The organism is Brevibacillus sp. AG, assembly GCF_028369215.1.
Lineage (GTDB): Bacteria > Bacillota > Bacilli > Brevibacillales > Brevibacillaceae > Brevibacillus > Brevibacillus porteri.
The window spans coordinates 294097-306648 of the sequence record NZ_JAQMYO010000007.1; the positions used below are offsets into that span (position 1 = coordinate 294097).

Genomic DNA, 12552 nt, shown 5'->3' on the forward strand with positions numbered 1-12552 from the left:
CCATAATTTGCACCACGCTTTATATTAACAGAACAAGAAATATTTACAATGAACTACCTAATCAGGAAAAGCAAAAAGCCAGGGCCTACTCTCCCTGGCTGTCATACGTTACAGAAGTCCTTCCTTTTTTCCTTTTTGTACCGCGTCATCCCGATTCCGCACTCCGAGCTTGTCATACAGAGCAGATGCATAGTTACGCACTGTCCCGTCTGACAAATACAGCTTGGAAGCGATTGTTTTATAGCGCATGCCTTGGGAGAGCATCTGCAAAATCTCCAGCTCCCGCTTCGTTAAACCATAAACATTCTCGTCTTTTTCGCTTATTTTCGGTGCAACGAGTAAATCTTCCTGTTCGTTTACTGGCTGTGCATCCAGCATTTTATGAAGTAGGTCTTGTGCAATCATCGTACCGCCGCGATGGACTAGGCGAATCGTTTCCGTTAGCTCGCGTGATTCAATCGATTTCAAAAGATAGCCGTCTGCACCACTGCGCATGATTTCTTTGGCTTTTTCAGTATCCTGAAACGTAGACAGGACAAGAACACGAATACCCGGCCATTTTTCCTTTATTCGTTTTGTCGCAGTGATCCCGTCCATATTCGGCATTTCCAAGTCCATCAGCACTAGGTCTGGTTCTAGCTCCTCGCACAGCTCCACAGCCTGCGCCCCATCCTCGGCTAACCCGACTACCCGCAGGTCCCGCTGTCCCTCGAGTATGGTGCGCAAGCTTTCCCGAATAAACGAGTGATCATCGACGATAAACAAACGAATGATTTCATCCGCGCTCTCTACCAGCCTCGGCACAAAACAAGTAATGATCGTTCCTTCTCCCCGCTCTGAGTATACGGATACTCTTCCTTGCAAATGAGCGGCCCTCTCTTTCATCGTCGTGATCCCGAAACCATCCTTCCAATTTTCCATCCCGTGACCGTTATCCTGTACTTCCAGCCTCGTCTGTTGCGGCTCAAAATAGAGAGAAACGACGATGTCCGTAGCCTGCCCGTGGCGTACCGCATTCGTCAAAGATTCCTGCAAGCAGCGAAACAAGGTCATTTTCACCTGCTTACCAACAGGATACTCTTCTCCGATCGCACGAAACCGTACATTCACCTTTGCATGTGTCTGAAACTCCTCCGCAAGCTGCCTCAGCGAATGAACCAAGGGAAGCGTCTCTTGCGGTGACCCCATCTGATGCAAGTACCCTCTCACTTCCTTCATGCCGTTTCTCGCAAGCTTCAAGAGGGAGTCGAGCTTTTGCGTCCCTTCCTGCGACACCACATCCTGACGCAAGGTTTCCAGCCCCATGATGATCGAGACATAGGAATGCCCCATTGTATCATGTAGGTCCTTGGAGAGTCGGTCCCGCTCCTCCAGCAGAGTCACTCTCTCGATTTGGGTGAGGTATTGCTCCAGCACACTGTTTTGCTTGCGAATAATTTCATTTTGCCGATGGTTGACGATGAGCAAATGAAAGGCAAACCCCAACACATAAGCAAGCCCGACTTGCGGAAAAATCTCGAACACATCAATTTTCCCCGAAAAAAGCACAATCAGCAGTGGAAGGAAAACAATCGTAATGGGAGCCGACCAGCGAAACGATTTCTCCGCACTATTGGCGGCAATCAAAAAAGCTGGCATCAAAAAAGTAAGGTACGCCTCCGGAAACAAAGACGTGAGATAAATCGATAATCCGCCAAACAATAGCATTTCAGCTATCAGATAGTAACGATAGCTCAGCATTAAACAAATCCACGGGACGGAAAAAACCATAATCTCCCAAAGTATAACCATCCATAAGGGCAGAGTGAGATGATCTCCAAACTTTACAGTCGTAACGGTGAGTGAAAAGCAAACGATCAGACGTAAAAAAAGCATCACCCAGTCATACCAGGCCCATTGTTTTACGATATCTAACAAACCATCATCCCCTAATTGCTTTGAACATCAAGCGCGTGTACCCACCAACTAATTGTACCAGTACGTTCCCGAGCTTGGAGCACCCGATCATGAGTATGAATCCTAAACTCATTATTTGCAATGCCTTCAGCTCTGAATCCACTACGCTCCCGAAAAAATGTAGCTCCACGAAAGGATAGAGCAACGGTACGATCGCAAAACATACGGGTGCAATGTAGATGAGCACTCCGATAATCAGGCAAATGCACCCTAGGACGAATTTTTGCATCAGCCAATAAACAGATATCCAGTTTCTTACATTCGTTAATTCCGCCTTTGCCTGCATCCATTGATTTCCCGCTGCTCTTTGTCTCATTGCCAACGGTTCTATGGAAATATCGGTATAAATCTTCGTCTGAATACGTTCATGCTGGACAAAGGTTTGAGTTGTACGCAACACATTGGTGAGCAAAGGAATTCCCACTACGGTAAATGACAAGGCCAAGCCAAGCATGATACTGACCAAGTAAAAACATAAATAAAATACTCCCGAGACGAATGTAAACAGCAAAAAGATAACATTTTGAACGTTACGCATAATCGCTCTTTTCATCTAAACTAACTCTCTCCTATCTATACCTTTTCCGACACATTGATGACGGTCTGCCCTTACCGTAATCCGCTGCACGTCACATGAGCCAGTACCAAAATGTCATATAACTGGCCAAGTCATGTCACTTCATCACAGAGACAGCAGCTTTTTTGTAAATCGGAAAAGTGATGACAAGAAGTAACTACCGAGTATGACACGAGCTTTGCCATACTGTGCTCAAGCGCTCACTCTTAGAGTCGGTGCGTCAAACCATGTTGCCAACACAAAAAGGAGAATCACACATGAAAAAAGTGATACAAAAAATGAGTCTCGTCGTTTTTCTTCTCTCCACAACCTTGATTTCCGCATGCACGCAGTCGCTCGGTGCTGTGGAATCCACTCAGACTGCTTCCATTGCTGCCCAAGGACCGGTGGATGCCAAAGAAATAGAAGCGTTTGCCGATCCACTGTTTGCAGAAAAAATGAAAGAATATAATGTGGCTGGTTCCAGCTTTGTTGTCGTCCGTGATGGCAAAGTCATCGTGAACAAAGGCTACGGCTTTGCTGACAAGGAAAAGAAAATCCCTGTTGATAAAGACACGGTGTTCCAAATTGGCTCAGTATCGAAAACCTTTACCGCCTTGGCTACCATGCAGCAAGTCGATGCGGGTAAAATTGACCTGCATGGCAATATAGAGGAATATCTCGGTGGGCTAAAAATTCCTAATAAGACAGGAAAACCCGTCACCATGTACGACTTGCTCACCTACACAACCGGCTTCGCATTTCCTGACGAAACTACCTTTACCGGTCCACAATACATCGGGCAGGACATCTCTATGGATGAATTCCTTTCAAAGCACACACCGACCGTCATCCGACCACCTGGCGAAACCTATACGTATGATAATACAGGATTCTTGCTCGCTGGCTACGCCGTGGAAAAAGCAAGTGGAATCCCCTTTGCCCAGTATATGGATGAAAAAGTGTTCAAGCCTCTCGGAATGACCTCGACCAGTGAACGTTTGAAGCCTGAGCTCATGAAGAGAATGGCTGCCAATTACGATCTTAATGGCGAGCCACGTCCGCTAGAAGGAACCGCTCCAACTGATGGTCCGCAGGGAAGCATTATATCAACAGCAGAAGACATGGCAAAGTACATGATCATGCAGCTGCAAAACGGAAAATTTGACGGCAAGGAAATCGTCAGCCAGAAAAGCATGGAATTGATGCATACGCACCAGATTTTCGCGGATGACATCCCGATCACAACCGTAGGCTTTGAAAACTATTTTCCAGAGTATACAAATGGTCAGCACGTTGTTTTGAAGGGCGGAAACATGCCAGGCCATTCTTCCCTGATGGTATTGATCCCGGAACATAAAACCGGCTTTTTCATGTCCTACAACAATGATTCAATGGTTAGCGCTGATATTTACAAAGAATTCATGGATCATTATTTCCCAGAAACAGAAAAAAAAGCTGAGCCTGTTTACTTGCCCTTGAGTGAAGCGGATGCGCAAAAATATTTCGGGCTGTATCAAAATACGCGTGCCTATTGGACACGCACTTCTATTACCTATGAGAATGGATCACTCGTGCTTGAGGGTGAGGAAAACGGAAAACAAAAGCTGCGAATGATTCGCCCATTGCTATTTGTAGATGAGGTAGGCGAAAAAGTCGCGTTCAAGGAAGACAAAAACGGTAACATCAAATACTTCTATCATACAACGCCAAAAGGCGTTAGCCTTGCTGGCGAATCACAAAAAATGGAAATGGAAAAGACCTACTCAGACGTCCCTAACACTAGCAGCTATAAGACCCATATCAACAACCTCAGCGCCCTTTCCATTATGGGAGCGAAATCAGGAAGTAAATTTGATCCTACAGGGACCATGACACAAGGCGAATTTGCTGACGCCCTGATCAAAGCAGAAGGCCATTACGTAATGGCCGGGATGGAAGACGGGCTTAGACAGCAATTGGCCGCGGGCATCCCTAATTTGAACCCATCGGCACCAATCACAAGACAAGTCGCTGCTACCATGATCCAAAATTTAAAGCAGCTTGAACCTGTGGCAACCAGCAAAGTGACGCTGCAAGACACAGCCGACGCATGGGCAGCAGATGCGATCACTGCTCTTGTTTCACAAGGCATCGTCGATCCTGACACGAAGGTAAACGCAGATGGCTCTTTCACATTCCGCGCAAAAGATTTACTGAAGCGTCAAGAAGCCAGTGCCTTGCTTGACTTAGCATTTGGTTACTATTCATTGCCGATTAAACGATAAGCATCCTTTTCCTCTTTTTGGGATAAAGTAGGGACTTGTTGTATACCCTACTCCTTTGAGGGAGGTGACTGGTCGTGGAAAATAGCGATAAACACAGGGGACAAGCTGAGCAAAGAGATTCAAGTGACTTGAATGAGAAGGAAATCGAGCTTCAGCATCAATATCAAATGTTCCCTACCCCAGATGAAAAACGTGCTTCAAAAGTAATTACAGAGTTGAAAGATTAATAGCTATTCTCCCCCACTTTAAGGCTGTCGAGAAACTCGGCAGCCTTTTTCATTTGCTCCGTAATCCGTTGAGCATGCCGTGAGCGAGTGCAAAAATGTCATATGACACAAAGTAACTACCGAATATGGCGCTAGCTTTGCCATACTGTGCTCAAGCGCTCACTCTCGGAGTCGATGCCCCAAAACGTATTAGCATAAATCAAAAGGGGAATCTCGCATGAAAAATGTTTTTCAAAAAATGAGTCTCACGGTTTTTCTTCTCTCCCCGACCTTGATTGCCGTATGCACGCAGCCGCTCGGTGCAATGGAAATAAATCAGACTGCATCCATTGCTGCCACCACCATAAAAGGACCGCTGGATGCCAAAGAAGTAGAAGCGTTTGCCGATCCACTGTTTGCAGAGAAAATGAAAAATTCAATGTGAATGGTTCCAACTTTGTTGTCGTCCAAGATGGCAAGGTTATCGTGAACAAAGGCTACGGCTTCGCTGACAAGGAAAAGAAAATCCCTGTTAATAAAGACACAGTGTTCCAAATTGGCTCTGTAACGAAAACCTTTACCGCCATGGCCGTCTTGCAGCAAGTCGATGCGGGTAAAATAGACCTGCATCATAATGTAGAGGAATATCTCGGCGGGCTAAAGGTTCCCAATACGACCGGAAAACCGCTCACCATGTACGACATGCTTACCTACTCAAGCGGCTTCGATATGCCTGACATCACTACCTTTCTCGGTCCACAATACACCGAGCAGGACATCTCGATGGATGAATTCCTTTCCAAGAATAATATGCCGACCGTCATCCGACCACCTGGCGATGTCTATTCGTATGATAATACTGGATTCTTACTCGCTGGCTACGCCGTGGAAAAAACAAGTGGAGTCCCTTATAACGAGTATATGGATGAAAAAGTGTTCAAGCCTCTCGGAATGACCTCGAGTAGCGTACGCTTCAAGCCTGAGCTCTTGAAGAGAATGGCTGCCCATTACGGTCCTAATGGCGAGCCACATCCGGCAGATGGATTCATTCCAACTGATGCTCCGCAGGGAAGCATTCTATCAACGGGAGATGACATGGCCGAGTACATGATCATGCACCTGCAAAATGTAAAATTTGACGGCAAGGAAATCGTCAGCCAGAAAAGCATGGGCTTAATGCATTCTTACCAGATTTTCGCGGACCACAACAGTCGGCTTTGAAAACCTTTATAGAGATCTGACAAATGGTCAGCACGTTGTTTTCAAGGGTGGAAACATTACTGGACATGCTTCCCTGATCGTATTGATCCCTGAACAAAAAACTGCCTTTTATATGTCCTACAACAATGATTCGGACATGAGAGCCGAAATTTTCAAAGAGTTCATGGATCATTATTTCCCGGAAAAAGAAAAAGCGGAGCCTGTGTATTTGCCCTTGAGTGAAAAGGACGCGCAAAAATATATCGGGCTGTACGAAAATAAGCGTGCTTTTGGAACCGTACTTCTATTGCCTACGAGAATGGCTCACTTATGGTGGAAGATGCAACGATTGGAAAACAAAAGCTGCACATGATTCATCCACTACTGTTTGTAGTGAGGAAGGCAGTAAAATCGCATTCAAGGAAGAGAAAAACGGTAACATCAAATACTTCTATTATTCCACGCCAAAAAACGTCTCACTTGCCGTTGCCCATTCACAAAAAATGGATAGGAAAGAGACTTACTCAGACGTATCTAATAGCAGTAGCTATAAGACCTATATCAACAATCTCAGCGCGCTTTCCATTATGGGAGCAAAAACAGGAAGTAAATTTGATCCTACAGGGACCATGACACAAGGCGAATTATTGACGCTCTGATCAAAGCACATGGCTGGTACGGATTTCCCGGGGATGAAGCCATCAATAGACAGCAATTGGCCGCGCACATCCCTGATTTGAACCCTTCGGCACCTATCACAAGACAAGCCGCTGCTGTCATGATCCAAACTTTGAAGCAGCTTGAACCGGAGGCAACCAACAAAGTGAAGCTGCAAGACTCAGCCGATGCATGGGCAACAGATGCGATCACTACTCTTGCTTCACAAGGCATCGTCGATCCTGATACGAAGATAAACGCAGATGGCTCTTTCACATTCCGCGCAAAAGATTTGTTGAAGCGTCAAGAAGCAAGTGCCTTGATTGATTTAGCGTTTGGCTACTATTCTTTGCCGATTAAGCGGTAAGCTTTTGGGATAAAGTAGGTAACTTCTCCCTTGAGGGAGATGACTGTTCGTGAAAATTAGCGATAAACACAAGGGACAAGCTGAGCAAAAGAGTCAAATGAATGGATTGAGAAAGAACTCGAGCTTCAGCATGAATATCAAATGTTCCCTACCCCGGATGAAAAACGTGCTTCAAAAGTGATTACCGCGTTAAAAGATTAATAGCTACGATGAAAAGAAGAATATTCCCTCCCCCCATTTTAAGGCTGTTGAGAAACTCGGCAGCCTTTCTTCGTCTCGAAAGAAGAGTCCGCTTATGGGAGATGGATTCTCGCGAGTACCTTCATCTCTTCGTAGCTCTCGTGAATTCTGAGAGTGCCCCTTTCACTTCATCTATGATTGCCTCACACTCTGTTTGTGCCTGTACAAATCATCCTACCTTTTCCTGTACCTGCTTTAACATCTTCCTATTCCCCCTTTAATTTTGGGCAAGCAAAAAAGCTCATTCCTCATCATGGTTCAAGTTGGAATAAGCCCTTTGTATGTAGGTCTACACGTGTTTGTCAGTTTGAGGCCTAATCAGGCTGTATTCTATAATTTACTCAATACTTCCTTTATTCGAAAAGACAGATCTGCCTTCTCATCTTCTGATAATTGTTCACCTACATCATTTATATCGAACTGCTCTAATTCGCTCTTAATATTTTTAATATGTGAATATGCACGAATATTATTTAATAATAGCAATTCAACTAAAGTTGTTTTGACGGTAATGTTTTCGCTTAACGTATTCTTACAATCCCTCTTAAATCGTTCCAAAATATTATTAACAAATTCTTCTTCACTGTGTGTTTCAAAATTTTGATCTTGAAAATACTCCTTAACATTATTTATTACTTCAAAATAATACCATCTCACTACAGGATAATAATCTAATGGTTTTGTATCTATTTCTTGTAAGATTCTATTTCTACGGTTAAGTAAATCCTTAAATTGCTCATCTGTTACTTCGTTGTTAAGCTTATTTAAATCTAGTGAGAGCAAATCTTCTTTTGTTCTTTCTTTTGCAATATCTAGTACCCTTGATTTCTTTAGTAATAACTCTCCATATAAAATGTGGATAATTGCCTTTTCCATCTCTCCGTGGTTTTGAAGTGATTCATATACATTGAATGTTCTTGCAAGTGATTCAGCATCACTCATATTTGCATTTTTATATGAAGTATAATCTTCCATAAAAGACTCAAATAATTCCTCGTATTCCCACTTCAAACTCATACTAGAATTACCACCTTTTAAATTATTTATCGGGTTTAGGAAGTTCTTTAGGAGGTACTAAATCTCCACTATTATGAATTACCTCAATTTAAAATTTTGGATATTTTTCTTGAAATTTACCAATTATACTACCTCTGCTACCACCATGTCTTTCTTATACTCATTCTGGCCCTTCGCATAGCTCTCGTCTTCCGATCTGGTCCACAAACCGCCGTTAAACAAGCTTTCTTGTTTGTATTGGACGTCCTTCGCGAATGGATCGAGATACTCGTCGTAAAGCCCTTCTCCCAGCTTCCCTATATCTGAAAAGATTTCATCGCCCGACTTCTTGCCCGAAAACGTATCTCCCACACAATTCAGCGTGTTGTTTACGCCTTGCTCTATGCCATTGCGTTCTCTCAGTGTGCCAACTTCTTCGCCGCTTACAAATTCATATATATCTTGCGTATTCTCTTCTCCCGCGAGTCCTGTCAGCAGCATGTCCCCGGCATCTACTGCGGTATTCCACACCCCCGCCAGTGTATCTCCAAAGGCATCTAACTTCTCTTTTACCTCAGCAACCTGGTAGTAGAAGGCTCTGCGGGCCATAATGGCAGCCACACTGCTTCCCTACAATCCCCTATTCAAATTCGAAATTATTTTGCAATATAACGATGATGAAAAAGAAACCACAATACGGGCGATTAGCTCATATTGTGGCGTATATTTACACAAAGTTAATGACAGACTCTGGGCCGACAGTCTACTATCCCTTAAAATGCCCAGTCATCCTATTTTCATCTTCTAAAACAAAAATCCTATAAGTTTTATCTTTGACGATTAGTTTATTACCAACAGTAATGTTAACATCATCAAACTTTGCCTCTATGTTGGTTTTCAATTCATTCAGATCTGGTATTTCGTTGACAAATAAATAAAGGTCATTGATTTTTAAGCACTCAATGTCAATATCCATTTCTATTTTAGATATATCTTGATCTTTACGTTCAACGTTTTCGACTCTACAAATAATTTTGTCTCCATTATCCATACCTGCTTTACCTTTACCAAACCGTCTTTCAAACTCTTCTTTCTCTTTTCGAGCAGTTTCTAATCCAAAACGAGATATTAAAAGTCCTTGTACTATTTCATATTTCATACTAAAAAGTGAAGAAAGCTCGTAGTAGTTTGGCAGCCCCTCTTTGAAAATATGAACCAATTCACATATAAGGTCAGTAAAGTTACTCTCCTTTATTATTCTCCCTAATTGACCTCTCTCGTCGTTCTCAAACCAGTCAAATCCATTATCTGTGTCTACAATCACTCCAACGAAGTAGGGTTTAACATATAGGAACTTTCTTTCCTCACTATTATTTGTATACATTAAAACTACCTCCCATCAATTCAGCAGATTATTTCATCCATGCCATATTTAGCGCCGCTTGATCTCTTTGCCTTAATAATTCTGCGTACTCTGGTTTCATGAGTACATTTTGTTTTGCTTTATTCAGAATCATTTATGTATCCATAGTATCCCAATTCCATCCGTTTGGTCCGCGTTTTATACTTAGTGCTGCTCCATTCGGTAATGTAGCTCTTATTCCTGCCATATCAAAACCTCTTGCTGTCTCCGAATCCTCAAAATACACCATTATTAGGATGGTTAATTCGAGCTCGGGTATGAGGTACAAAATCATCTGCATATAAAAACAGGTCAATCATGTGGTATCTGACCATAATCGACCTGTTTAATGTATCGGAATAGCACTTTTTAGGGTATAAAGACAAAGCATTGATGTGCGTACAAATAAAATGAAAAAGTCTTTATTCGAATACAACTTGAGTTAAGTCTACTTAGATTCATCTGCCCTACTCATCCGGCACTGGGTGGGGCTTTTGAACAGCCGCCGCTTGTTTGATTGGATTGCTTGGATAATAAAGGAAGATAAAAAACCACAACACGGCGTTTAGCTCGCATTGTGGCGTTGTTGTTTGTATCATTCTAAAAACACATCGTTGAAAAAACAAATTGATCTATAAATTTTGAAGTTTAGATAAGACTTCCTTAATTCGCATAGAAAGATCCAACTTTTCATTTTCCGACAATTGTTCCCCCACATCATTCATATCGAATTGCTCTAATTCATTTTTTATTTTCAAAAACTCCCCTTTAGCATTAATTCTATATCTGATAAGTAGTTCTGCAAGTGTTGTTCTAACAACTATTTTTTCACTTAATGTACTCCTACATTCACGCTCGAATCGTTCCATTATTTCCTCAACAAGCTCAATTGCATCTTTCTTCTCATTAAATAAAATCCCAAAGTAATTTTTAACTTCCTTATCTATTTCAAAGTAGTAATATCTTGTATTCGGACTATAATCTACAGGTATACTTTCAATTCCATCAAGCACCATATCTCTTCGTTCTAATATGTCCTGATAATCATCTGGAGCTATTTCAAGTTGTAACTTATTTAAATCTAGAGAATTTAATGCATCAATTATCTTTTGTTTCGATTTAACAAAAATTTTCGAATGTGTTAAATGAATTCTCCCTTCCGCAATAAACAATACTGCTTTTTCCATTTCACCTCTTTTATCCATACCGAAGTATGCCTCACATGTGCAAGCAAGAGCTTCAGGACCACTCATTCTCTCACTTTTAAAATAAAAATAGTTTTCATAAAAAGCTCCAAATAAAGCCTCATAATTTCGTTTCACTTTATGTCCTCCCAATAATTTCCTTATGGTTCAACTATCTTGCTAGCCATTCAACGTTTCCCTCTCCTAATATATGTAAACTGGTCGTCACCAGATTTTGAACTCTACACTGTTAATAGTCGGAACTTCTACTCGCTTAGTTGCGATGAAAAATTCTTTGACCGTCCCTCACACTAACTATCGTTTTATTCTGCCAAATTGTTGCGATAAATTTTAAAAAAGCTGTGAGAAAGCGAAGATAACAAAAAACAGATAATCATGGTGGTATCTGACCATAATTGACCTGTTCGATGCAATGCTATTACGTTAAATAGGTTATAAAATTCAAGCTTCATGTGCGTACAACAAAATTGAAGAATCCTTTATGCGGGTATTACATGGGCTATATGTGTTATTGATTGAATAATGGGTTTATTCGGCACTGGGTGGGGGTCTATTTCATCAACCGCCGTATTAATACCAAAGAACGAAAAAGACCACAACACGGGCGGCTAGCTCGTATCGTGGCTTTGTTGGTTGTATTGTACGATCTTGTTCGTAGAGTTGTAAACTGATTTACACAATATTTTTGGCACAGTCTAAATTACTATAGCTCTAATTTATTGAAAATTTTTAAGTAATACGTTTGTAGCCTTTTCAAGCTCGTTTAATATTTCCTCTTTTTCAGTCTCCCCAAATCGAGAAATAGCCACTTCCAACCCATGCTCAATTAAATTCAAGAACTCCTTATAGCTTAAATACGATAGCTCTTCAGGATAACCAGGAAATTCCTTGCTTAATACCACTTCGTCCATTTCACATTTTTCAGGATCATCATTATCATACGTATTGTATGTAGCTATCATACAAACATCATCAAAAATAACCCCTTCCTTTGTAATTATTATACCTATACATTTTAATATCCTTGATTTATTAATAAAAATTCCATTAATAAAATCATTATGCCACTCATCAGTCATGGTTATTCTACTCATAAACACTCTCCTAACTATACCTATTAATCAAAGTTTGTAACTGGATGGAAATTGGTAATTTCTCCATTTCTAAAATACCCTACAAATTTCATTCCATTTGATGCTTCACCGCAAATCAAATATCCATTTAAATATCCTTTTTCCATTGCCTCCAAGCCCCATTGATACATTTGTTCATCACTATATACTAAAGGGTCGTAAACTGTCTTTGGATTACCTATTTCTTTATATTCATCTAAATTGTCTATGGATACACTTGCCTTCATCACACGCTACACTCCCGTTCTCATACGTTTTTTGGCTACTTGCGATTGTAAAAATGTACACTTACTCGACTAATTAAGTAATTATCGGACGCTCTCCGTTTCAACGTGATAAACGCAAAAAAGCACTTGAAATCACCAAT

The 12552-nt window shown here is 41.5% G+C and carries 10 protein-coding genes and 1 pseudogene; 3 read left to right on the forward strand and 8 right to left on the reverse strand.

The window, feature by feature from the left end; genetic code table 11:
• Positions 1 to 108: 108 nt before the first annotated feature.
• Together POF51_RS20120 and POF51_RS20125 are read right to left on the reverse strand one after the other, a co-directional pair.
• Entirely contained in the window at positions 109 to 1917 is a 1809-nt protein-coding gene (locus tag POF51_RS20120; protein WP_083261600.1) for a helix-turn-helix transcriptional regulator, read from the reverse strand.
• A 4-nt stretch (positions 1918 to 1921) separates the two neighbouring features.
• Positions 1922 to 2509, reverse strand: coding sequence for a sensor domain-containing protein (locus POF51_RS20125; RefSeq protein WP_069846218.1), 588 nt, complete (start codon positions 2507 to 2509; stop codon positions 1922 to 1924).
• Between the two features lie 281 nt (positions 2510 to 2790).
• On the opposite strand from POF51_RS20125, the gene POF51_RS20130 reads away from it, so the two are divergent.
• From POF51_RS20130 to POF51_RS20140, 3 genes and pseudogenes are all read left to right on the forward strand, one after another.
• A complete protein-coding gene (locus POF51_RS20130) occupies positions 2791 to 4779 on the forward strand; it encodes a beta-lactamase family protein (RefSeq protein WP_271755976.1) in 1989 nt (662 codons plus the stop codon).
• Between the two features lie 74 nt (positions 4780 to 4853).
• A complete protein-coding gene (locus POF51_RS20135; protein WP_167403238.1) occupies positions 4854 to 5006 on the forward strand; it encodes a hypothetical protein in 153 nt (50 codons plus the stop codon).
• A 217-nt stretch (positions 5007 to 5223) separates the two neighbouring features.
• Positions 5224 to 7209: pseudogene (locus tag POF51_RS20140) on the forward strand (serine hydrolase).
• A 570-nt stretch (positions 7210 to 7779) separates the two neighbouring features.
• On the opposite strand, the gene POF51_RS20145 reads toward POF51_RS20140, so the two are convergent.
• The 6 genes from POF51_RS20145 to POF51_RS20170 all read right to left on the reverse strand — a co-directional run bounded on the left by POF51_RS20145 (position 7780) and on the right by POF51_RS20170 (position 12412).
• Positions 7780 to 8466, reverse strand: a complete 687-nt coding sequence (locus tag POF51_RS20145) for an Imm3 family immunity protein (protein ID WP_271755977.1) — start codon at positions 8464 to 8466, stop codon at positions 7780 to 7782.
• 123 nt (positions 8467 to 8589) lie between these two features.
• On the reverse strand, positions 8590 to 9066 hold the full coding sequence (locus tag POF51_RS20150; RefSeq protein ID WP_069846225.1) for a hypothetical protein: 477 nt from the start codon (positions 9064 to 9066) through the stop codon (positions 8590 to 8592).
• Positions 9067 to 9211: 145 nt separating this feature from the next.
• On the reverse strand, positions 9212 to 9829 hold the full coding sequence (locus POF51_RS20155; protein ID WP_069846228.1) for a hypothetical protein: 618 nt from the start codon (positions 9827 to 9829) through the stop codon (positions 9212 to 9214).
• A 650-nt stretch (positions 9830 to 10479) separates the two neighbouring features.
• Positions 10480 to 11169, reverse strand: a complete 690-nt coding sequence (locus POF51_RS20160; protein ID WP_069846231.1) for an Imm3 family immunity protein — start codon at positions 11167 to 11169, stop codon at positions 10480 to 10482.
• Positions 11170 to 11768: 599 nt separating this feature from the next.
• On the reverse strand, positions 11769 to 12146 hold the full coding sequence (locus POF51_RS20165) for a hypothetical protein (RefSeq protein ID WP_069846233.1): 378 nt from the start codon (positions 12144 to 12146) through the stop codon (positions 11769 to 11771).
• Between the two features lie 23 nt (positions 12147 to 12169).
• Complete coding sequence (locus POF51_RS20170) at positions 12170 to 12412, reverse strand: CdiA family toxin C-terminal domain-containing protein (RefSeq protein ID WP_069846236.1); 243 nt, start codon at positions 12410 to 12412, stop codon at positions 12170 to 12172.
• Positions 12413 to 12552 lie beyond the last annotated feature (140 nt).